Consider the following 21596-nt stretch of genomic DNA (forward strand, 5'->3'; position numbering starts at 1 on the left):
GCCACAGACAAAAATCCCTTCATGCTTTCGTTGTTTTACCGCTGCTTATTTGAGCGTCTTCTTTGCGCATCGTCATGGTGATGAGGTCGCCTATAGATCTCAGCTGTTCCGCCACCTGCGAGCTTAGCCATACATAACCATAGACCTGCGCTTCCAGATGGTTTGCCGCATTCATTTCCGCCATCAGCGCTTTCAGTTCTTCAGCAGATTCGTTGAGCTGATGGTCGATGGTCAGTTCGTCACCTTTAGTGCCGTTAATCAGCATCAGGCTGAGCTTTTCCAGCGTTTCGAGCATCAGCAACTGCGCACTGCGTAACGTAGGGGCATTGAGCATCAGAAAGTGGCTTTCCCGCGAACTCCAGTAAGCATCCGCCAGCAGTTCAAGAGTACACAGCAAATTGCGGCTCAGCGTCTGGATCGCATCAAATACTTCGCGCGGTATATGAGATTCTTTACTGGCAGGCGCAAACAGAGAACGCATTTTGACGACCTGATTCATGGTCGACTTCATCTTACCGTGCAGATGCGGACGCTCGAGCATGTTCGGCGACAGCCACGCGCTGTAGAGTTTATTCAGCGACATCAGGCAATCGGCCATTTGCATGCGCCAGTGAATAAACGCGCGCTGCGGATAAATACTGGCAAAAAACAGCGCCAGCAGTGAACCAAAAATCACATCACCGGACCGCCAGAGTGCGGTTTTCATATCACCCGGCCCCGCCCCGCAGACCACCGCCAGTGTGATACCAATTAGCAGCGCCATATACGGACGTTTGCCGAGGGTCAGATAGCCGCTGACAAACATTACCACGGCGCACCACACCATCATCAGCGGCAAAGAGTACAGCTCAAGCCATAAGGCAATCAGCCCGGAAACCGAACCTAAAACGGTTCCGCTGATGCGTTCCAGTACCCTCTGAACGACGTTTCCCCAAAACGAAATCGGCCCCATCACCACCACCATCGTGATCAGCGGCCAGGTGCCTTCCGGGATTTCAGTCAGACGCACGATCAGGAAAGTCAGCAGAAACGCCACGGCGATACGCAAACCGTGAGTAATGCGGTAATTACGGTAAATGACGTTATCCAGCGGAGAAATTTTCTTGTCGAGACGCACGTTAGGCCTGCCGTAAGGCATAAATTCAGATTAGGCGGTAGTTTAGCCGAGTTATCACAGGCATTCACCCCGGTTATGTCAGGGTTTTGGCAGATTGGTGCCGGAGAATGTGCCGATTTTGACGATGTGTTCCATGACTGCGCATTTTGTCATGACATCATTGTGGCGGATGGTATCCTAGTCGCCGTCGATTTTATTATTCCGCACTGATAAAGGTTATCTTCGTAATGTCAGACAAGCCGCAAAAAACTTTTTATTTTCATGATTACGAGACCTTCGGTAAGAATCCGGCGCTGGACAGACCGGCGCAGTTTGCCGGAGTAAGAACCGACGAAGATTTCAATATCATTGAAGAACCGCTGGTGATTTATTGCCGCCCTTCAGACGATTATCTGCCAGAACCTGAAGCAGTGATGATCACCGGAATTACGCCACAAATTGCGCTGGAACGCGGTGTTATCGAAGCCGAATTTACAGCGCAGATCCATAAAGCGTTCAGCGTGCCGGGCACCTGCATTGTCGGATATAACAACATCCGTTTCGACGACGAAGTCAGCCGTAATATCCTTTATCGTAACTTTTACGACCCTTATGCCTACAGCTGGCAGAACGGCAATTCGCGCTGGGATTTGCTGGACGTGATGCGTGCCTGTTATGCGCTGCGCCCGGAAGGGATTAACTGGCCGGAAAACGACGACGGCTTCCCAAGTTTTCGTCTGGAACATCTGACCAAAGCCAACGGAATCGAACACGAAAATGCGCACGACGCGATGGCAGACGTGTACGCCACTATCGCGATGGCAAAACTGGTGAAACAGGCACAGCCGCGTCTTTTCAGTTTTCTGCTGGAACACCGCAGCAAGCATAAGCTGAATACGTTAATCGATATTCCTGCCATGGCACCGCTGGTGCATGTCTCCGGGATGTTCGGTGCTGCGCGCGGTAATACCGCATGGGTCGCGCCGCTGGCCTGGCATCCTGAGAATAAAAATGCCGTGATCCTGTGTGACCTTGCCGGTGATATGTCGACGTTGTTAGACCTCGATCCCGACCAGATGCGCGAGCGTCTTTACAGCCGCCGCGACACGTTGCAGGCCGGGCAATCTCCATTGCCCATTAAGCTGGTGCATATCAATAAATGCCCGGTTCTGGCTCCGGCAAAAACGCTGTTGCCGGAAAACGCCGAACGTCTGGGCATTGATCGTCAGCGTTGTCTTGAGAATTTGCAGTTACTGCGCCAGAACCCGCAGGTGCGCGAGAAAGTGGTGACGATGTTCGCCGAGGCTGAGCCATTTACGCCCTCCGATGACGTGGATGCGCGCCTTTACGACGGTTTCTTCAGCGATGCCGATCGCGCCGCGATGCGCATCATTCTGGAAACCCGTCCGGAGAATCTTCCAGCCCTGGATCTGACCTTTAACGATTCCCGCATCGAGCCGCTGCTGTTCCGTTTCCGTGCGCGCAACTACCCTGCCACGCTGACGGATGCCGAACAAAAACGCTGGATGGCGCATCGTCAGGACAAACTGACGGACGAACGTGTGCAGGCGTATATTTTAGAGCTGGAATCACTCTATAACTTGCATGAAGGGGATGTTGAGAAGATAGCACTGCTCGGGGCGCTGTTTGAATACGGGAAGAAACTGGTCGGGTGATTTTGGGGATTCCCCAAAGGCCCCTTTTTGAATAGTGCAAATTTCGGTTTTTCAAAAACGGTTTTCATAAGGCCTTCCGCGCCGAAACCGACGAGAGAGGAAAGTGCTTTTCCTCTCCCGACTCTCCTCGCTTTTTTCACTGCGCGCTTCGCTGGCTGCAATGTTTCAGGTGGCACAGCGACTGGCTGGAAATCTTGCACGATCTCAAATTCAAAGACGGATTGTTTTTCATCTTTTAGAAAAGTGAATTGGCGTGCTCAAAAATGGCACCGAATGAATGGTTCGAGACCTAAGGCTCGAAACCTGAAATGAGGGGATCGCGCAGCGATGACATTTTACGCCACTCACTATTGCCGGAAAATATGTCCGTCGTGCCTGCGGTAGCGCGGTGTAAAAAAGCGAGGAGGAATCCAAAGGAGGGAAAGCACTTCCCTCCTTTGGGCGGTTTCGGCATAGCGTATTAAGTGATCGCTGCACGTGAGAAACCGAAATTGTCTCGGTCTGCGGGAGCAGTGAAGGCCGCCATTGCAGCGGCCATCTGCAAAAAAAAGTTTCCTGCCCTTTCTAAAGGGCAAACATCACGCTTCCGGTGCAATCTCCCCGCTCATCTGCGGCGGCTGCTTACGGAATGCATTGGTGATAAACGCCAGATACCCGAGGCCAATCGCGCCCCAGACTAAGCCCAGCGTCATCGAACTCGCTTCCAGATTCAGCCACAGCGCACCGACGGTCAGGGCACCAATCACCGGCAGAACCAGATAGTTGATGTGATCTTTCAGCGTGCGGTTACGTTTTTCGCGAATGTAGAACTGTGAAATCACTGACAGGTTCACGAAGGTGAACGCCACCAGCGCACCGAAGTTAATCAGCGCCGTTGCAGTGACCAGATCAAAGGTGACGGCAGACATCGCCACAACGCCGACCAGCAAGACGTTAAACGTCGGGGTACGCCATTTCGGATGCACATAACCGAACAGTTTTTCCGGGAATACGCCATCACGCCCCATCACGTACAACAGACGGGAAACACCTGCGTGCGCGGCCATACCGGATGCCAGAACGGTCACACAGCTGAAGCATAAAATGACGGACTGGAAGAACTTACCTGCCACGTACAGCATGATTTCAGGCTGTGACGCATCCGGATCTTTAAAGCGCGAGATGTCCGGGAAATACAGTTGCAGGAAGTAAGACACCACGACGAAGATGACCCCGCCAATCAGTGCGGTCAGGAAAATCGCTTTCGGGATGACTTTGCCTGCGTTCGGGGTTTCTTCAGACAGCGAGCTGATGCCGTCGAAGCCGAGGAACGAGAAGCAGAGTATCGTCGCACCGGTGATCATCGGCACCACATGCGCATTTTCACTGAAGAATGGCTTGGTTGTCGCCAGCGTGCCCATGCCCTCGCCCATGTAAACGCCACGGACTAACAGACCCAGGAAAACCACCATGATCGCGACCTGAACCACAACGATAATGCTGTTGAGGTTAGCGACGACCTTGATACCCCGCAGGTTGAACGCGGTCATCATGCCGACCAGCGCCACCACAAAAATCCACGACGGCACGCCGGGGAAGATAGCTTCCAGGTAGATTTTCGCCAGCAGGATGTTGATCATCGGCATGAACAGGTAGTCCAACAATGAGGACCAACCGACCATAAAGCCGACATGCGGGCTGATGGCTTTTTGCGCGTAAGTATACGCTGAACCGGCAGACGGGAAACGCTGCACCAGTTTGCCGTAGCTCACGGCGGTAAACAGAACGGCGATCAGCGCGAAGATGTACGCGGTGGCGACGTGACCATCGGTCAGGCCGGAAACGATGCCGAACGTATCGAAAATGGTCATCGGTTGCAGATAGGCAAGCCCCATCATCACGACCTGAACCAGTGTCAACGTTTTACGCAGTTGTACGCGCTGAGTGGCCGGAGCGGCAGATGTATTAGCAGACATGGCTCAGCCCTCCCTGGATTGCAGACACCGGGCGCTTAAACGCCTCTGAAAGCAACGAACAGGGAAAACTTCGTGAGTTATTACCAGTAAACGGGGGATAGATCTTCACGTCGCTGATAGCGGAGGTGAAGGCTGTGCGAATGTGGCCGCAGCTGAAAGAAGCACCGGCGGGCACCGGTACAGGTTTGAAGTATTGCCCCATGTTACATTTCCTCATAGTGGCGACCGTTTTTAATTTGGGATCGCACACGAACCTTGTTATCTATCCGGATCTGGGTCCGGCCTCTGTTGAATTAGTTTGGGTACTGCAAATACAAAAAAAATAACCGGCGCCTTTAAGCGTCGGTTATCTGCAGTGCGGCGTATTTTGCACAAATCACGCATGAATGACAACATTCACAGGCGTCGAGTTACGAATTCTTTTCCAGTTTTAAACATCCGCGCATATGCATTAACCACTTACTACGCGTTTTTCAGCATCCAGTCTATTTCTGTCTCAGTTACGCGACGCTCGAACTGCAACAACTCGTCCGATTTACAGGTGTGATAGACCTGCGAGAAACGTTCGCCGAGGATTTTTTTCAGCGCAGGTTGATCGTCGAAATCATACAGCGCATCACTCTGGCGGATAGGCAGCGGAATGCCTTCCTGTTCCAGACCGTTACCGGTCACCGGCTCCGGTAATGGCAGGTCGTTATCCAGACCATGCAGCATGCCCGCCAGTACGGTGGCGACCACTAAATACGGGTTGGCATCGGCACCGGCCACGCGGTATTCCACACGGTGATCGGCGGTTCCGCTACATGGAACACGCAGTGCCACGGTGCGGTTATTGTGGCCCCATGACGCCTGCGTCGGCACATACATGCCCGGCTGGAAGCGACGGAACGCATTCACGTTCGGCGCTAACACCGCCATCGAAGCTGGCATCAAAGCAATCATTCCGGCGAGAGAGCGTTTCATCAGCTCAGAATCTTCGCCACCGGCACCGGCACCGGCAAACAGGTTTTTACCGTTGTCGTCGAGCACGCTGAGATGGATGTGCATCCCGCTGCCCGCATATTCATCGTACGGTTTCGCCATAAATGTGGCATCCATATCGTGATTTTCGGCCACCAGACGCACCAGACGTTTGAGCATCAGCGCGTAATCGCAGGCGCGCAGAATATTTTCGCTGTGATGCAGATTGATTTCGAATTGTCCCGGCGAGGACTCCGCCACCGCGCCATCCGCAGGTAATCCCTGTATGTGCGCCAGACGGTCGATATCACTGAGCACATCGGCAAAGTGATCGAGATTATCGACGGAGTAGACCTGGGTATGCATGCTGCGTTCCTGCGTCCCCGGCGTACACGGCGGCTGAATATAGCCTTCCGCATCGCGCTGCCTGTCGAGCAGATAGAACTCCAGCTCTACCGCTACCACCGGGAACAAGCCCCGCTGGCGCAATGTTTGCCAGATATGATTCAGCACATTGCGTGGTTCAACGTTAAAGGGAGTGCCATCTTCGTCAAGCATGGTCAGAAGCAGCTGGCCGATATGTTCAGGGTCGGAGGCCGAAGGCGTTAAGGTGCCGGGAACAGGAATACAGGTGCGATCGGGTTCGCCCAGTTCCTGACCTAAGCCGGCTTCTTCCACGACATTACCGAGAATGTCCATGGCGAAAACCGAGGCTGGGAAATAACAGCCTTTTTCGAGTTTACGGAGCGCTGAGACGGGGATGCGTTTGCCGCGGAAGGAGCCATTGAGATCGGTGAGCAGGACGTCGACGTGAAGGGTTTGCGGGTGACGCTCCAGGTACTGAGTTACTTCATCCTGGAACGCGCTACTTCGCTCTTCAGCGTGCTTAGCGAGGGGTTCGCTAATCTCTTTCTTGATTTCATTCATCAGTTCAGTCGCTTGCATAGGTTTTCCGCCATTTGCTGGTTTCCGGCATATCAGGCACCACGATGATGCCAGCCGGTCATGCTTTACCGGGTCATTAGTCTGTTCAACGCAGTGCTCTCATGTTGTCGGGATCCTCTCGTTTATTGCTCAAAATAACGGCCATATGATTAACCCTAGCCTTAACATTAATTATTTGCAACATCTACATTAGCGCAACATATCCGTTTGAAAAGCGACCTGTGCGCTGCTAAATTGGTCAATGTAAGGTCAATATTCTGAGCAGTAACGTGCGGGGAGGTGCGTGCTGTCAGCAAATTCATCTACTCAGCGAGGCGGTATTATGGGCAATATATTTTCCACGGCATCTGCGGGAAAAGAGATGCACTACAGACCGATCATTGGGGTAGTGATGTGTGAGAACACGGTCGATGAAAATCCTGCCCTGACAGTCCACGAAAAGTATCTGGACGCCATCTTTAACGCCAACGCCCTTCCCGTCTGTCTGCCGCATGAACTGGCAGCACGCGAAGGCGCGATAGACCAGATTCTGCGCGGTCTGGACGGCATCTTCCTCACCGGTAGTCCCAGCAATATTGAGCCACATCAGTACGGTGAAGAAGGTGTCGAGGAGCTGGCCGATCCCGGCCGCGACCGCCTGAGTTTGCAGCTGATCCGAGCCACGCTGGATAAGAAGATCCCGCTGTTCGCCGCCTGTCGTGGTTTGCAGGAACTGGTGGTCGCCACCGGCGGCAGTTTGCACCGCAAAGTGCAGGAGGTGCCGGGTTATAGGGATCACCGTGAAGACACCAGCTTGCCGCATGACGAGCAATACGCCCTGGTGCATCCGGTGCATATCGAACCCGGAGGCTTACTTTCAGAATTATTACCCGATTATCAGCAATTTCAGGTGAATTCCCTTCATGGTCAGGGAGCGAACCGTCTGGGAGCAGAACTGACCGTGGAAGCGCGCGCACCGGACAATCTGGTGGAAGCCGTGAGTGTCCGCAATCATCCGTTTGCCCTTGGTGTGCAGTGGCATCCGGAATGGCACAGTCTGACGGATCCGGTATCCCGCCAGCTGTTTGAGGCTTTTATCGCTGCCTGTCGCAAAGGCCATCAGGCCCGGAGCGCAGAAGAGGAATAAACGGATGAGCGAAGTCAGTCTGGCGCCTGGTCGCCGGCTTTCTGAAATTCGCCAGCAACTCGGTATGTCCCAACGCAAAGCTGCCGAGTTGTCTGGCCTGACGCACAGCGCCATCAGTACCATCGAACAGGACAAAGTCAGCCCCGCCGTCAGTACGTTGCAAAAGTTATTGCGGGTTTACGGGTTGTCGCTCTCAGAGTTTTTCGCCGAAGAGCATAAAAGTGATGAGCCGCGAATTGTCATTAACGCGGCAGATTTAATTGAGATCGGCAGTCGCGGTGTGTCCATGCGCATGGTGCATAACGGCACGCCAAACCACACCGTCGCCATGCTGCTGGAAACCTATCAGCCCGGCAGCACCACCGGCGACAAAATCAAACATCAGGGCGAGGAGGTCGGCACCCTGTTAGAAGGAGAGATCATCTTAACCGTCAACGGTCAGAGTTACCCGCTGCGAGCGGGCCAAAGTTATGCCATTAACACCGCGAACCCTCACAGTTTCAGTAATATTTCGACGCGGATTTGCAGGATTGTTAGCGCACATACCCCTAATACCTTCTAGTTGTCATCGATTCTGGGCGAGGCAACGGAAACCCAAAGAAGGATGTCACCATGAGTGCTCAAACAGGAAGTCCCCGCGCTGTCGGTGTGCCTCACACCGACAGCTATTACGCCAGTTCCGTCAACCACCACGCGCCGTGGCCGGAGCTGACTGACAATATTGAGTGCGATGTCTGTATTGTCGGTGCCGGTTACACCGGTATTTCTTCTGCTTTATATCTGTGCGAAGCCGGTTACGACGTGGTGGTGCTGGAAGCCGCCCGCGTCGGCTGGGGCGCCAGTGGGCGCAATGGCGGACAGGTCGTTAATTCCTACAGCCGCGATATTGATGTGATTGAAGAACGCTACGGACGTCAGACCGCCGATATGCTCGGCAGCATGATGTTTGAAGGCGCCCGTATTATCCGTCAGCGCATCGACCAGTACGCCATTGACTGCGACTATCGCCCCGGCTGCATTTTTGCCGCGCTCAGTGCGCGCCAGCTGACAAAACTGCGCGATCAGCAAAAGCTGTGGAACCGCTATGGTCACACCGAGCTGACGCTGCTCAATGAAAGCGCGGTGCGTCGTGAAATTGCCACTGACCGTTATGTCGGCGGCCTGCTGGATAAGAACGGCGGCCATCTCCACCCGCTTAATCTGGTGCTGGGTGAGGCCGAAGCGGTAAGGCGTCACGGCGGACGGATTTTTGAAGGCTCGGCGGTGACGCGTATTGAACATGGCGAACCGGCACGGGTTCACACGGCTAAAGGTCAGGTGAAAGCGAAGTATGTGATTCTGGCAGGCAATGCATATCTGAGTCAGCAGCTGGCGCCGCGTCTCACGCGTCTCAGCATGCCGTGCGGCTCGCAGATTGTCGCCACGGAACCGCTGTCGGATGACATGGCACTATCACTGCTGCCGAACAATTACTGCGTGGAAGACTGCAATTACCTGCTCGATTATTTCCGCCTGACTGCCGACAACCGCATGCTGTATGGCGGCGGTGTCACCTATGGCGGCAAAAATCCGCCGAATATTGATTCGGTGATCCTGCCCAAACTCAACCGCACTTTCCCGCAGCTGAAAGGCGTGAAAATTGATTACCGCTGGGGCGGCAATTTCCTGCTGACGTTATCCCGCCTGCCGCAATTCGGGCGGCTGGAAAATAATATCTATTACATGCAGGGCGACAGCGGGCACGGCGTAACGCTGACCCATCTGGCGGGAAAGCTCATCACCGAAATGTTGCGCGGTGATGCCGAACGGTTCGATGCCTTCGCGCGCTTACCGCACATGCCCTTCTTTGGAGGCCGCAATTTCCAGGTGCCGTTTACCATGCTGGGCGCGGCGTACTATTCCCTGCGTGACCGTTTAGGCGTCTGATCCGGCGCGTTCCCCGCAGGCATTCTGCGGGGAGTTTTGCTTTTTTTCAGCCTTTGCCCGCGACGGGGAATTCGCTGTCAGTGCCGACTTCGGGCAACTCGTTCAGATCGGGTTCGATCCCTTGTGAAATGTAATCTTTTGCTGCAATCGACTGTTCGTTGCCCGCCGCATCACGGATAAGCACATGTTTGATCGCCCCATCTTTCATCACCTCGCGGTGTACACCGGTATATTCACTCATTATGGTTTCCTTTTTTATGAACTGCGCATAGACATCGCTCACCTCTAAGCATAGTTTTTTATTCTTAAGTGCAACTAATAAAAATCTTAAATGAGCCCAGCAACGCGCTCATTTTCCTGATAAATTAGAGGGATTGTCACTGATGACGAAACCGCACGCCCCCGCACCACTCATGCCTTACAAGGAGAACGCTCTTGGACGCCAGCACGATTAATACTCTTTTCTTCATTGGCGCCCTGTTAGTCGCAGCAAGCATTTTGCTCAGTTCGTTCTCTTCGAAGCTTGGCATCCCTATTTTGGTCATTTTCCTCGCCATCGGTATGCTGGCGGGCGTCGACGGAATTGGCGGCATTGCCTTCGATAATTACACCGCGGCGTATCTGGTCAGTAACCTGGCGCTGGCAGTCATTTTGCTCGACGGCGGGATGCGCACCCGCGCCTCCTCCTTTCGTGTGGCCCTGTGGCCCGCGTTGTCGCTGGCCACTGTCGGCGTGCTCATCACTGCCGGTCTGACCGGACTGGCAGCCGCGTGGCTGTTCAATATCAATCTGATGCAGGGTTTGCTGATTGGCGCGATTATCGGCTCGACCGATGCCGCTGCCGTTTTCTCACTGATTGGCGGTAAAGGCCTGAACGAACGTGTCAGCGCCACACTGGAAATTGAATCCGGCAGTAACGACCCGATGGCGGTATTCCTGACCATCACCCTGATCGACATGATTTCAAAAGGCCAGCACGGCCTGAGCCTGATGTTTGTGGTTGATGTGGTGCGACAGTTTGGTCTCGGCATCGTGTTCGGTGTCGGCGGCGGCTGGCTGCTGCACAAGCTGATTAACAAAATTACGCTGGCCAGCGGGTTATATCCTTTGCTGGCGTTCAGCGGCGGTTTGCTGGTTTACGCAGCGACGATGGCACTGGAAGGCAGCGGTATTCTGGCGGTATATCTGTGCGGTCTGATGCTCGGCAATATGCCAATCCGTAACCGTCACGGTATTTTGCAAACTTTCGACGGACTGGCGTGGCTCAGTCAGATCGGTATGTTCCTGGTGCTTGGTTTGCTGCTGACGCCGAGCGATCTGCTGCCAATTGCCATCGCGGCGCTGGCGTTGTCCCTGTGGATGATCCTGCTGGCACGTCCGCTGTCAGTATTCGTCAGCCTGATCCCCTTTAAAAACTTTACCCTGCGCGAACGCTTCTTTATCTCCTGGGTTGGTCTGCGCGGTGCAGTGCCTATCATTCTGGCGGTATTCCCGATGATGGCCGGACTGCCTAACGCCACGCTCTATTTCAATGTCGCGTTCTTTATCGTGCTGGTTTCCCTGCTGCTGCAGGGTACATCTCTGGGATTTGCGGCGAAAAAAGCCAAAGTGCTGGTCCCGCCGCAGCCGACGCCGATCTCCCGCGTCGGGCTGGATATTGACGTTTATAACGACTGGGAGCAGTTCATCTATCAGCTCGGTTCGGATAAATGGTGTGTCGGCGCGGCGCTGCGTGACTTGCAAATGCCGCAGGCGACGCGCATCGCGGCGTTGTTCCGTGGCAAAGAGATGCTTCATCCGACCGGCAGTACGCGGCTCAAAGAGGGCGACATTCTGTGCGTGATCGGGCAGGAAAAGGATTTGCCTGAGCTGGGTAAACTGTTCAGCGACAGCAATAAAGTGGTGCTGGATGACCGCTTCTTCGGTGATTTTATTTTGCAGGCGGATGCGCCGCTGGATGCCATTTCACAGCTGTATGGCCTGAATCTGGAAGAGTCTGTTGACCAGTCGCAAACCCTGGGACATTTCGTGATCAGACTGCTCGGTGGCGAGCCGGTTATCGGTGACCATATCGAATGGGACGGGCTGACGTGGACAATTGCGGAAATGGACGGGAATCAGGTGAGTAAAGTCGGCGTGAGGATTGTGACACAGAAGGCTTAAATGACGAGCGCCTTCCCCTCTAACAAGGAGAAGGCGCAACGAAGATTACTGACCAGCCTGCGGGTCTTTATCGTAGTCTGAACAGGTCTGATAACCTTTGTTCATGACATGACCGGTGTCGTTATAGCTAACGAAGTAGGTCTGAGCTTTACCGTCACGCGGAGCAACTGCATAAGTCTGGCAAGTCCCTTTCGCATGGATAAGCGTGGCTTCAGTCGATGGTGGTCCTGCAATCGCACGAACCTGAGATTTGGTCATACCGACCTTAACATCGCTGACGACCGGCTCTTTAACGTAACTCGCCGCACGATCGTAAGTCTGACACCCTGCCAGTACAGAAACTGCTGTAGCAACCACAAGTAACATTTTCTTGTTCATAAACTTCTCCTCCTGAGTACTTTTTGTATTGATAAGCATAGAGGACATAAAGGATTTCGCCAGCCAATATGACTTTTATATGTTGATTGCTACAGATTTTCAGTTTTTTCTGATAAACACCGCACTTCTCTGCTCGCGCATTTCATCATCCTTTCCCAAATCTTTTTATGTTTCCAAAAAGAGGATTTTCAGGTTTTTTTGTTCTATACATGAAAGAGGTAAGCCATTGATTGCGCGATAAGGAGCCATGCCTGATGCTTTTGGATCGACGCCGGTTTGTTACTTTGCTGGGCGTGCTCGCCCTGATGCCGATGCCACGTATGGCCTTCGCGACTGCCAGAGAGGTTGCTATGGATACTCTGCTGATTGATAAACCCGACGGCGGTGTGCCGAATAACAAATTACCGGTACTGATTTATCACCGCGTCATTCCGCCCGATACCGCTGATAATGCCGACTATCTCGAACACCTTTTCCGCACTAACGGATGGCCGCCGCAGTGGCGCTATCCGGTGTATACCTTTACGCATTTTCACTCCAACACGCCTGAAGTGCTGGGCGTTTATGCCGGTACGGCGAAGCTGCAACTCGGCGGCGAGCACGGCAATGTTATCGAGGTGAAAGTCGGAGATGTGTTATTGCTTCCGGCCGGGATCGGCCACAAACAGATTTCCGCCGATGAAGATTTCATGCTGGTCGGCGCGTATCCGCCGGACGTAAAAGCCGACATCTGTCATGACGAACTGCCGCAGCTGGCAGCACGTACCAAAGCGGTGAATGCCGTGCCGCTGCCCGCGACGGATCCGGTGACCGGACACACCGAAGGCAGCATGCTGGCGTGGCACAAAAAATAAAAGCCGTTTACGCCGCCGTCAGGGCAAAGCGCGACACGGCCTTTTCCAGCCGCTGCGACTGATCCAGAAGCTGCTGGGAAGAGGCCGCCGCGTGATCGGCCAGTTTTCCATTTTGCAGCGTGACCTGATTAAGTGCGGTGATGCGTTCGGAGACATCGTGAACACTTTGCCCCTGATATAACGTCGCTTCTGAAATCTCACTGACCAGCGCACTCAGGCCGTTGAATATGTGGATAATCTCTTCCAGGCTCTGGCTCAGCACCGACACAGACGCCGAACCACGACTAATCTGCTGCACGGAATCATCAATCAGCTGATGGATACCGCGCGTCGAATGGCTGCTCTTTTGCGCCAGCAGGCCAATCTCTTTGGCTACCACCGCAAAACCGCGTCCGTGCTGACCGGCGTGCGCCGCTTCAATCGCCGCGTTCAGCGCCAGAATGTTAGTCTGAAATGCCACGCCGTCAATCATCGACACGATGCTGCTCATTTCTGAGGACTGGCTGACAATCTCTTTCATCGCCATATCTACCTGCCCCATGACTTCGCCGCCACGGGTCGCCACGCCTTTCGCCTGCTCAGCCTGTCGGGTGGCCTGTTGCGCATGGGCGGCATTTTCTTTCACGCGTTCATTGAGATGGGTGATGTGTTCAGTGGCCGCTCGAAGTTCTTCACTCTGAATCGCCGCCTGAGCGGATAATTCTTCATTACCCTTCGCCATCTGGTCGATGTTCAGCATGATATGCGCCGAGGCATCTCGGACTTCGCTGACCAGCTTTTGCAGACCGTGCTGCATGTTGCGCAGACTCACACCCAGTTCGCGGACTTCAATCACCCGCGCATTGTCGCCTTCCACATCACGCGACAAATCCCCGGCGGCCAGCACGCTGATATGCCCAATCATGCGTTGCAGCGGGCGAATAATCCACGCCGACACGCCGCGCCAGACCAGCACCGCAATCACCGCCAGAATGACCAGCGCGCCCGTAAACAATGTTTTCGCCTGCGTCAGTGCGCTCAGCAAACGATCACTAAGGGAAACCGCCGTATGCTCGTTAACCGCGAGATAAGCATAATATTTCTGACTGAAGTCATCCTGAAACGCCTGAATCGGCACTTCAAAGAAAGAATCGATATTGTTGTTTTTTTGCAGGCCATTCGCCTGCTCCCGCAGCCCGTCAAAAAACATCTGATAGCTGGCTTTCAGTTCCGTCGCCGCCTGGCTGCTGTCTCTGGTCATCTCCTCAAACTGAGTAAACGCTTTCCGGGAGGCTGTCAGCGACCCGAGCGATTCTTCCATCAGACTGTTCCAGCTGCCGACCGAACCGGTTTCTTTATCCTGCATGTAATAAATTCCGGCGCGGTTGAGTTTGTCACTGGCCATCAGCAACTCCATGCGGGCTTTATCCATCACGGCTTGTTGCTGGCGCAAATTTTCGGTGGCGATCACGTTGTTACGGGCATCCTGAAGGATGCTGGTGAGTACGACGGTGGAGAAAATCTGTAAAGCAGAAAACAGGGCGATAACACAAATTACCCCAAAAAGTATTCCCCGTGGACGTTTCATGAAACCAGATCGAAACAATCTGTTGAATGGCGTCTTACCAATAAGTGAACGAGTAGTTAATATCATGATTATTCTGCATTATTTAAATAAGAAGCAGAATTTTACGCGCGGGAAATGACAGAAATATTTCAGGGAGCGGCACGGACCCGCTCCCTGCGATCAGTTACTGCTTAGGAAAAATCCACACATGCTGCTCTGGTAACTTCAGATGACAATGCTGCGGATCGCGCACATCGGTGCCGTACGCGCGAATGACAAAATCATCGCCGGAAGTGCGGAACAGATATTCCCAGCGATCACCGAGATACATGCTGGTCAGCAGCGGTAATTCCAGCTGATTCTCGCCTGGCCCGTCGGCAAGTACCACGCGTTCTACGCGGATCACCGCCGTGCCTTCCTGCCCGGCCAGCACGCCTTCGCCAGCTTGTCCCCACAGCACCCAGCCGCTGCCTTCGATGCGTGCTTTACCGTCGCGCACTTCGGTGACTTTGCCATGCAGACGGTTGTTGCTGCCCATAAATTCTGCCGTAAACAGGGTTTTCGGCGAGCCGTACATTTCCTGCGGCGTGCCCTGCTGTTCAATTTTGCCGTTGTTGAGCAGCAGGATGCGGTCAGAAATCGCCATCGCTTCGTTCTGGTCGTGTGTCACCATCAGCGCCGATAGCCCGAGCTTGATGATCAGCTCGCGCAGGAACACGCGGGCTTCCTCACGCAATTTGGCATCCAGATTCGACAGCGGTTCATCAAGCAGAATTACCGGCGGGTTATAAACCAGCGCACGTCCAATCGCCACACGCTGTTGCTGACCACCGGAAAGCTGATGGGGATGGCGTTTGCCCAGATGCCCCAGCCCCAGCTGATTCAGTACGTCCTGCACGCGCTGAGTGATTTCACCGGCGGAGACTTTGCGCAATTTCAGCGGATACGCCACGTTCTCGAAAACGGTTTTGTGCGGCCACAGGGCATAAGACTGAAACACCAGCCCGAGATTGCGCTCTTCAGCCGGAATTTCACTGCGCGGGGTGCCGTCGTAAACTTTGTTTTTGCCGATGACGATGGTGCCTTTGACCGGTTTTTCTAGCCCGGCGACCGCACGCAGTAAGGTGGTTTTTCCGCTGCCTGAAGGCCCGAGCAGTGATACCACTTCCCCACGTTTCAGATCCATCGAAACGCCTTTCAACACCGGGTTGTCGCCGTAGGTTAAGTGCAGATTGTCGACCGATAATTCAATCATGTAATTTCACTCCAAAACGAAGGGCAATACCCAAACCTAACACCACCAGCAGGATGTTAATAAAGGAGAGCGCGGCCACGATATCAATGGCGCCTGCTGCCCACAGAGAAACCAGCATCGAACCGATAGTTTCCGTGCCAGGCGAAAGCAGATACACACCGGTGGAGTATTCGCGTTCGAAAATCAGGAACATAAGCAGCCACGAGCCAATCAGGCCGAAACGTGATAACGGGATCGTGACGTGACGGGTGATCTGGCCGCGCGTTGCGCCGGTGCTGCGCGCCGCCTCTTCCAGCTCCGGCCCGACCTGTAACAGCGTCGAGGAAATCAGCCGCAGGCCATACGCCATCCACACCACGGTATACGCCAGCCAGACGCTGAAAATCGTACTGCGCAGCGATCGCAGCCAGACCACCAGGTTATCGCGCAGCCACTGCGACCACGGCATACCTGAAAGCCAGCCGGATTTGAGCGCGTTATCAAGCCACATCGGCAGGAACAGAAACACCCACAGGAACGCCAGACCCGCCAGCAGCCCCGGCACCGCACGCGGCACCAGTACGCTGTAATCGAGGAAGCGGGTGACGCCGTCCGGTTTACGGTGCATCGCGATGCCGATAAACAGATAACAGGCAACGGCGAGCGCACCACCGATCACCCCAATCGCCATAGAGTTGACGATGGCGCGCAGCAGATTCGGCTGTTCCCAAATAGTGCGGAAAGTATTAAGCGACAGCTCATCCCAGATGGACACACCGACGCCCCAGTTAGAGATAAAAGCACGCAGCATCACCCCAACCAGCGGAACACCAATGGTCACCGTCAGCCAGAATGCCACCACGGCACCGGCTACCCAGCGCCATTTGCCGAGCGGCAAGGCGCGCGCCTGTGACGCTTTACCTTTCACCGTCACGAAGCGGTTAGCAGTGCGCATCAGACGGCGCTGCAACATCACCAGCGGGATAGTGATACAAATCAGCACTACCGCTACCGCAGCCATCAGGTGATACGACGGCGTGCCGAGTTTATTGGTCAGCTGATACAGATAGGTCGCCAGCACCATGTTGCCTTCCGGGTCGCCCAGTACCAGCATCAGCCCGAAGACTTCCAGCCCGAGGAAGAACAACAGCACGGTGGCGTAAAGAATCGACGGGCGCACCATCGGCAGGCTGACGGCAGTCATCACCTGTAACGGCGAGGCTCCAGCCGTTCGCGCGGCTTCTTCAACATCCGACCCGACGCTGCGCAGCGCCGAGGAGATATAAAGATACGCGTGCGGAACGTGCGTCAGCCCGGCGATCACCACGATGCTCGACATGTCGTAGATATTCCACGGCACGAACCCGATGATGTCCTGCGCCCACAGCGAGAAGAAGCCCACCGGACCGGCCGCCACCACGTAGCCGAAGCCTAATACCATGGGCGAGACAAAAATCGGCACCAGGATCAGTGGTTCAATCAGGCGTCTGCCTGGTAAATCCGTGCGCACCATCAGGAACGCCAGAATACCGCCGAGCGGAATAGCAATAACGACCAGCCCGAAAGCCAGAATAAAGCCGCTTCTCAGCGCTTTGTAGAAATCCGGATCGGTAAAGATGAATCCAAAGGATTCGAGGCTCCATTCTTTTGACGGGGAAAAGAACGGGGCGGAGAGGAAACTTTGTATCACGATGAACGACAATGGAATGTAGATAACCAGCGCCGTTATCAACACCACAATGCCGCGCGGCAGGCTCTGCCACTTTCTGCGCAATGCATTCATGTTACTTCCCTTCGGTTAGCAGCAAAAATCAGGCAAGAGAAAGGGAGGCGCGCAAAGTTGATGCGCGCCCCAACTGCTATTTTTGGGCAGCGGCGCGCCACTGTTTGATGTAATCCAGACGTTTTTTCTGTTGCAGATATTCCAGCAGGGTTTCATCTACCGGGATTGGCTTGAGCGCGGTGCCTAACATTTTGGTCATGCCGTCGATGTCGTTTTTACCTTCGATATCGTTGCGGATGGACGGAATGTCAGCCTGATTGGCCAGAATGCTCTGCCCTTTCTCAGACAGCACGTAGTCCAGCCACAGTTTGGCGGCATTGCTGTTTTTCGATTCCTGACTGATGAAGGAAACGCGGGAAAGTACCAGGGTGTAATCCTTCGGATAGGAAATGCCGAGTGACGGATCCGTTTTGGCGCGGGCTTCGGCGTAGGAACCGAGGATGTTGAAGCCGATCAGGTTTTCGCCGGAAGAAACACGTTCCATCATGGTGCCGGTGGACGACTGCACCGCTAAGCCGCCTTTGGCGACGTCAGCCAGCGTTTTGAAATAGTTCGGGTCGGCTTTGAAATCCTGCACGGACAACATAAAGCCGAGGCCGGATTTCTCGATATCATACGTGGTGACTTTCTTGTTGAATTTTTCGGTCTGACTGGAAATCAGTTTTGCCAGTGCCGCGTGTGAATCTGGCACGTCACCGGCCGCGATCAGACGCTTGTTATAGATAAACACCACCGGCTCATATGTCGTGCCGTAAGCTTTGTCTTTCCACACCGCCCATTTTGGTAACTGACCCTGTTCAGGCGATTTATATTCCTGCGCATAGTCGGTCGCCAGCTTCAGCGCGGTATCCATAGAGGAGCTCCAGACCACGTCGCCGCTGGTGCCGCCCGCCGCCTGTTCGCTGATATAACGGTTGTACAGCTCGGTGCTGTTCATGTCGTTATATTCGACTTTGATACCCGGATAAGTGGCCTCGAAGCCCTGAATCAGCGGGCCTGCGGCTTTGGTATCGGTGGTGGAATACACCACGACTTTGCCTTCTTTGGTCGCGGCATCGACGATTTTTTGATAGTCGGCAGGATAGCCCTGAGGTAATGCAGACATTGCAGAGGAAGACATCATTACAGCCACAGCAATCAGAGAGATACGTAATTTATTCGACATTATTGTTAACCTCTAGTTACATTTGGGAAACTAAAAATCAACATAACGCATAACATCGGACAGGCAATAGGGTAACGTTTTTATCTTCCCGATTTGTGATTCGGGGCGTTTTTTAGGCAATTAACACCATTAAAACCACGGTGCAAAACGCAAACAGGCCATCTGAATGACCTGTTTTTTAAGCTCAGAAAACGGGAATTATTTAAAGTATCCGGCGACATCAATATCGGTCAGTAAATCCTGATGCTCCGGTTTCCAGCCCAAAATATCGCGGGTGATCTGACTGGATGTCGGGTTGTTAAGCGAGGCAAAATGCGTAAACCAGCCAAAATGTGCGGCTGCATTTTCCGCAGTTTTACTGACCACCGGCAGATTCAGGTGTTTGCCAATCAGCGTGGCAATTTCGCGAAATGGCACGCCTTCCTCCGAGTTTGCGTGATATATCGCGTTCGGCGCGCCCTTCTCCAGCGCCAGCACAAACACCTTAGCGGCATCAAAACGGTTCACTGCTGGCCAGAGATTTTCGCCATTCCCCGGATACGCTGATTCACCTTTTTCACGTGCCATCGCAATAATCATTGGCACAAATCCGTGATCGCCCGCGCCATGCACGGAAGGCGGCAGACGCACCAGCGAAACGTGCACACCTTCCTCCGCAAGCTTCGCCACGGCGAGATCTGAAGCCACGCGCGGGTTATGTCCCTGCGGATCGGGTAAATCATTTTCTGTCGCCAGCTTCCCGCCACCCACCAGTGCCGTGCCGGAAGTCACGATCAGCGGTTTATTTGTACCTTTCAGCGCCGCGCCTAACGCGCCAATTGCCAGCCGGTCTTTTTCACAATTTTCCAGAAACTTCGAAAAATCATGGATAAAGGCGGTGTGGATCACGCCGTCGGCCTGCGCAGCGCCGGACGCCAGACTCTCGAGATCTTCAATACTGCCGCGAAGCACGTCGGCACCGGCATCCGTCAGCGCCTGCGCCGAGGCATCTGAACGCGCTAAACCGAGCACCTGATGGCCTGCGCGCAGCAACTCCTGCACCACCGCAGAACCGACAAAACCTGTTGCACCTGTCACGAATACACGCATTTCGAATTCCTCTGTTGTTGGCTCAATCTGCTGCTTAGGAAACAAAATATAGGCGCTGGAGAAAAGACGATCTATGCGCTAATGTCCGTATTATCTTTGCAATCGTCCGGAGTCGCTGATGGATCCTCTTTCTGATGTGTTGTCGCTGCTCAAACCGCGCAGCTATATGTCCAAAGGTTTTGAAGCCGGTGGCGAATGGTCAGTGCAATTTCCTGATCATTATCAGTCGATAAAATGTAATGCGATTATCACCGGCGAATGCTGGCTGGCGGTTGATGGCGTGCCCGCAGCGGTCCATCTGCAAGCCGGTGACTGTTTTGTATTACCGAGCGGTCGCCCGTTCCGGCTGGCCAGTGATTTAAGTATTCCTCCGGTCGATGCCGTGCCGATTTTCGAGCAGGCGCGTGATGGCGGAACCGTGTCCTGCAACGGCGGCAAAGATTTCTTTCTCACCGGCAGCCGTTTTGCAGTCAGCGGTGCAAACGCGCCAACCCTGCTGGCAATGTTGCCGCCGGTGGTGCATATCTCGAAAGAATCTGACAGGCAAAGTTTGCGCTGGGCAGTGGAATGTATGATGCAGGAACTGCGTGATGAACGGCCTGGCGGATTACTGATCGCTCAGCATATGGCGCACATGATGCTGGTTCAGGCGCTGCGGATGCACGCCGATAATGTGCAGGACGATGAAGGCAGTGGCTGGTTTGCTGCGCTGGCCGATAAGCAGCTCTCAAAAGCCCTGAATGCGATGCATGAAAATCCGTCTCACCGCTGGACAGTCCAGACACTTGCTGAACGGGCGGGCATGTCGCGTTCTGTCTTCTCGCAGAAATTTAAGCTGGCCGTCGGCAGCGCGCCGCTGGAATACCTCACACGCTGGCGAATGTTGCTGGCCGGAGACCGGCTGGCAAACAGTAAAGAATCGGTATCGGCCGTGGCCCTTTCGCTGGGCTATGAATCAGAAAGTGCTTTCAGTACGGCATTCAAACGCACATTAGGATGCTCGCCAAGGCAATACGGGCATAAAGATGAGGCGGACGTAGAAAATACAGCAATCGCGGAGTGAGTCGAATTTCAGACACAAAAAAAGCCGCTAATTGCTTAGCAGCTTTAATGTGTTGTTTATGGCGGAGGAGAAGAGATTCGAACTCTTGAATGGTTTCCCATCGCCGGTTTTCAAGACCGGTGCCTTCAGCCGCTCGGCCACCCCTCCGTAAACAACAAGTACTTTGCGACATCAGTCGTTCAGTACGGGGCGTAGTATACAAGACAGAAAAAAAGATGCAAACATTATTTTCAGTCTAGTTTGTTGATTTTATGAGCATTTAAATCACGTTCGCAAACATACGCATAAATTGCAGACACAAAAAAAGCCGCTAATGACTTAGCAGCTTTCTTGTGTTGTTTATGGCGGAGGAGAAGAGATTCGAACTCTTGAATGGTTTCCCATCGCCGGTTTTCAAGACCGGTGCCTTCAGCCGCTCGGCCACCCCTCCGCAACGAAGCGAACTATAAACAGTGCCGATCCGCTTGTAAAGTCTGATTCGGTTTGTTTGCCTGAAAAACAGTCATTCGGCTTGCAAGCGGCGATTTAAGCATCATTTCGGTGATTTTGAAGTCAGGAAACCGCGCCCTGCCCGCCCTGAGCAGGTAAAGAAGGGTAAAACGTCTTTAATGACGCTCCGCAACTACTTACACTGCAA

Annotated in this window: 18 protein-coding genes and 2 tRNA genes; 8 read left to right on the forward strand and 12 right to left on the reverse strand. The window is 53.8% G+C overall.

Features of this window, described 5'->3' with window-relative positions; all coding sequences use genetic code 11:
• Positions 1 to 19: 19 nt before the first annotated feature.
• The gene (locus D5398_RS06465; protein ID WP_120506869.1) at positions 20 to 1117 is read right to left on the reverse strand and encodes an FUSC family protein; all 1098 of its coding nucleotides are present in this window, start codon (positions 1115 to 1117) and stop codon (positions 20 to 22) included.
• 75 nt (positions 1118 to 1192) lie between these two features.
• Between D5398_RS06465 and D5398_RS25765 the strand changes: the two genes are divergently transcribed.
• Positions 1193 to 1327: a hypothetical protein gene (locus tag D5398_RS25765; RefSeq protein WP_279634999.1), complete on the forward strand. Its 135-nt coding sequence runs from the start codon at positions 1193 to 1195 to the stop codon at positions 1325 to 1327.
• Between the two features lie 17 nt (positions 1328 to 1344).
• Complete coding sequence (gene sbcB, locus D5398_RS06470) at positions 1345 to 2772, forward strand: exodeoxyribonuclease I (RefSeq protein WP_120506870.1); 1428 nt, start codon at positions 1345 to 1347, stop codon at positions 2770 to 2772.
• A gap of 578 nt (positions 2773 to 3350) precedes the next feature.
• Here sbcB and D5398_RS06475 read toward each other — a convergent pair.
• Positions 3351 to 4727 (reverse strand): APC family permease, encoded by a 1377-nt coding sequence (locus tag D5398_RS06475; RefSeq protein ID WP_120506871.1) that lies wholly within the window; start codon positions 4725 to 4727, stop codon positions 3351 to 3353.
• A gap of 462 nt (positions 4728 to 5189) precedes the next feature.
• Entirely contained in the window at positions 5190 to 6614 is a 1425-nt protein-coding gene (locus D5398_RS06485; protein ID WP_120507005.1) for a glutamine synthetase family protein, read from the reverse strand.
• A 340-nt stretch (positions 6615 to 6954) separates the two neighbouring features.
• Here D5398_RS06485 and puuD point away from each other — a divergent pair, with 340 nt between their 5' ends.
• The 3 genes from puuD to D5398_RS06500 are packed head-to-tail and all read left to right on the forward strand — an operon-like array spanning position 6955 to position 9684.
• On the forward strand, positions 6955 to 7758 hold the full coding sequence (gene puuD / locus D5398_RS06490; RefSeq protein WP_120506872.1) for a gamma-glutamyl-gamma-aminobutyrate hydrolase: 804 nt from the start codon (positions 6955 to 6957) through the stop codon (positions 7756 to 7758).
• A gap of 4 nt (positions 7759 to 7762) precedes the next feature.
• Positions 7763 to 8320 (forward strand): HTH-type transcriptional regulator PuuR, encoded by a 558-nt coding sequence (gene puuR, locus D5398_RS06495; protein ID WP_120130865.1) that lies wholly within the window; start codon positions 7763 to 7765, stop codon positions 8318 to 8320.
• Between the two features lie 50 nt (positions 8321 to 8370).
• Positions 8371 to 9684, forward strand: a complete 1314-nt coding sequence (locus tag D5398_RS06500) for an NAD(P)/FAD-dependent oxidoreductase (protein ID WP_120506873.1) — start codon at positions 8371 to 8373, stop codon at positions 9682 to 9684.
• A gap of 46 nt (positions 9685 to 9730) precedes the next feature.
• Here D5398_RS06500 and D5398_RS06505 read toward each other — a convergent pair whose 3' ends face one another.
• Entirely contained in the window at positions 9731 to 9925 is a 195-nt protein-coding gene (locus D5398_RS06505) for a hypothetical protein (RefSeq protein WP_120506874.1), read from the reverse strand.
• 194 nt (positions 9926 to 10119) lie between these two features.
• On the opposite strand from D5398_RS06505, the gene D5398_RS06510 reads away from it, so the two are divergent.
• On the forward strand, positions 10120 to 11847 hold the full coding sequence (locus D5398_RS06510) for a potassium/proton antiporter (protein WP_120506875.1): 1728 nt from the start codon (positions 10120 to 10122) through the stop codon (positions 11845 to 11847).
• Between the two features lie 45 nt (positions 11848 to 11892).
• Here the strand turns inward: D5398_RS06510 and osmE are convergent, their stop codons facing one another.
• Positions 11893 to 12225: an osmotically-inducible lipoprotein OsmE gene (gene osmE, locus D5398_RS06515; RefSeq protein WP_120506876.1), complete on the reverse strand. Its 333-nt coding sequence runs from the start codon at positions 12223 to 12225 to the stop codon at positions 11893 to 11895.
• Between the two features lie 254 nt (positions 12226 to 12479).
• Here osmE and D5398_RS06520 point away from each other — a divergent pair, with 254 nt between their 5' ends.
• On the forward strand, positions 12480 to 13079 hold the full coding sequence (locus tag D5398_RS06520; protein ID WP_120506877.1) for a cupin: 600 nt from the start codon (positions 12480 to 12482) through the stop codon (positions 13077 to 13079).
• Positions 13080 to 13086: 7 nt separating this feature from the next.
• On the opposite strand, the gene D5398_RS06525 is transcribed toward D5398_RS06520, so the two are convergent.
• The 5 genes from D5398_RS06525 to D5398_RS06545 all read right to left on the reverse strand — a co-directional run bounded on the left by D5398_RS06525 (position 13087) and on the right by D5398_RS06545 (position 19896).
• Positions 13087 to 14646, reverse strand: a complete 1560-nt coding sequence (locus D5398_RS06525; protein WP_415838464.1) for a methyl-accepting chemotaxis protein — start codon at positions 14644 to 14646, stop codon at positions 13087 to 13089.
• A gap of 163 nt (positions 14647 to 14809) precedes the next feature.
• A complete protein-coding gene (locus D5398_RS06530) occupies positions 14810 to 15880 on the reverse strand; it encodes an ABC transporter ATP-binding protein (RefSeq protein ID WP_120506879.1) in 1071 nt (356 codons plus the stop codon).
• Positions 15873 to 17642, reverse strand: a complete 1770-nt coding sequence (locus tag D5398_RS06535) for an ABC transporter permease (RefSeq protein ID WP_120506880.1) — start codon at positions 17640 to 17642, stop codon at positions 15873 to 15875. The genes D5398_RS06530 and D5398_RS06535 overlap by 8 nt, the downstream gene beginning before the upstream one ends.
• Before the next feature lie 76 nt (positions 17643 to 17718).
• Positions 17719 to 18807 (reverse strand): ABC transporter substrate-binding protein, encoded by a 1089-nt coding sequence (locus tag D5398_RS06540; RefSeq protein WP_120506881.1) that lies wholly within the window; start codon positions 18805 to 18807, stop codon positions 17719 to 17721.
• 198 nt (positions 18808 to 19005) lie between these two features.
• Positions 19006 to 19896: an SDR family oxidoreductase gene (locus D5398_RS06545; protein WP_120506882.1), complete on the reverse strand. Its 891-nt coding sequence runs from the start codon at positions 19894 to 19896 to the stop codon at positions 19006 to 19008.
• Positions 19897 to 20014: 118 nt separating this feature from the next.
• Here D5398_RS06545 and D5398_RS06550 point away from each other — a divergent pair, with 118 nt between their 5' ends.
• Positions 20015 to 20959 carry an AraC family transcriptional regulator gene (locus tag D5398_RS06550; RefSeq protein ID WP_120506883.1) on the forward strand — a complete coding sequence of 315 codons (945 nt, stop codon included), beginning with the start codon at positions 20015 to 20017 and terminating at the stop codon, positions 20957 to 20959.
• Positions 20960 to 21018: 59 nt separating this feature from the next.
• Here D5398_RS06550 and D5398_RS06555 read toward each other — a convergent pair.
• Positions 21019 to 21106: transfer RNA gene (locus tag D5398_RS06555), tRNA-Ser, on the reverse strand.
• A 195-nt stretch (positions 21107 to 21301) separates the two neighbouring features.
• A tRNA-Ser gene (locus D5398_RS06560) sits at positions 21302 to 21389 on the reverse strand.
• Positions 21390 to 21596 lie beyond the last annotated feature (207 nt).

Origin of the sequence: Rahnella bruchi, assembly GCF_003614975.1 — a bacterium.
Taxonomy (GTDB): domain Bacteria; phylum Pseudomonadota; class Gammaproteobacteria; order Enterobacterales; family Enterobacteriaceae; genus Rahnella; species Rahnella bruchi.

Coding starts and splice junctions, on each gene's coding strand:
- D5398_RS06485 (WP_120507005.1), bottom strand. CDS start 6,614: ATGAATGAAATCAAGAAAGAGATTAGCGAACCCCTCGCTAAGCACGCT.
- D5398_RS25765 (WP_279634999.1), top strand. CDS start 1,193: ATGTCAGGGTTTTGGCAGATTGGTGCCGGAGAATGTGCCGATTTTGAC.
- D5398_RS06500 (WP_120506873.1), top strand. CDS start 8,371: ATGAGTGCTCAAACAGGAAGTCCCCGCGCTGTCGGTGTGCCTCACACC.
- D5398_RS06545 (WP_120506882.1), bottom strand. CDS start 19,896: ATGCGTGTATTCGTGACAGGTGCAACAGGTTTTGTCGGTTCTGCGGTG.
- D5398_RS06505 (WP_120506874.1), bottom strand. CDS start 9,925: ATGAGTGAATATACCGGTGTACACCGCGAGGTGATGAAAGATGGGGCG.
- osmE (WP_120506876.1), bottom strand. CDS start 12,225: ATGAACAAGAAAATGTTACTTGTGGTTGCTACAGCAGTTTCTGTACTG.
- D5398_RS06550 (WP_120506883.1), top strand. CDS start 20,015: ATGGATCCTCTTTCTGATGTGTTGTCGCTGCTCAAACCGCGCAGCTAT.
- puuD (WP_120506872.1), top strand. CDS start 6,955: ATGGGCAATATATTTTCCACGGCATCTGCGGGAAAAGAGATGCACTAC.
- D5398_RS06535 (WP_120506880.1), bottom strand. CDS start 17,642: ATGAATGCATTGCGCAGAAAGTGGCAGAGCCTGCCGCGCGGCATTGTG.
- D5398_RS06525 (WP_415838464.1), bottom strand. CDS start 14,646: ATGAAACGTCCACGGGGAATACTTTTTGGGGTAATTTGTGTTATCGCC.
- D5398_RS06520 (WP_120506877.1), top strand. CDS start 12,480: ATGCTTTTGGATCGACGCCGGTTTGTTACTTTGCTGGGCGTGCTCGCC.
- D5398_RS06540 (WP_120506881.1), bottom strand. CDS start 18,807: ATGTCGAATAAATTACGTATCTCTCTGATTGCTGTGGCTGTAATGATG.
- D5398_RS06475 (WP_120506871.1), bottom strand. CDS start 4,727: ATGTCTGCTAATACATCTGCCGCTCCGGCCACTCAGCGCGTACAACTG.
- D5398_RS06530 (WP_120506879.1), bottom strand. CDS start 15,880: ATGATTGAATTATCGGTCGACAATCTGCACTTAACCTACGGCGACAAC.
- sbcB (WP_120506870.1), top strand. CDS start 1,345: ATGTCAGACAAGCCGCAAAAAACTTTTTATTTTCATGATTACGAGACC.
- puuR (WP_120130865.1), top strand. CDS start 7,763: ATGAGCGAAGTCAGTCTGGCGCCTGGTCGCCGGCTTTCTGAAATTCGC.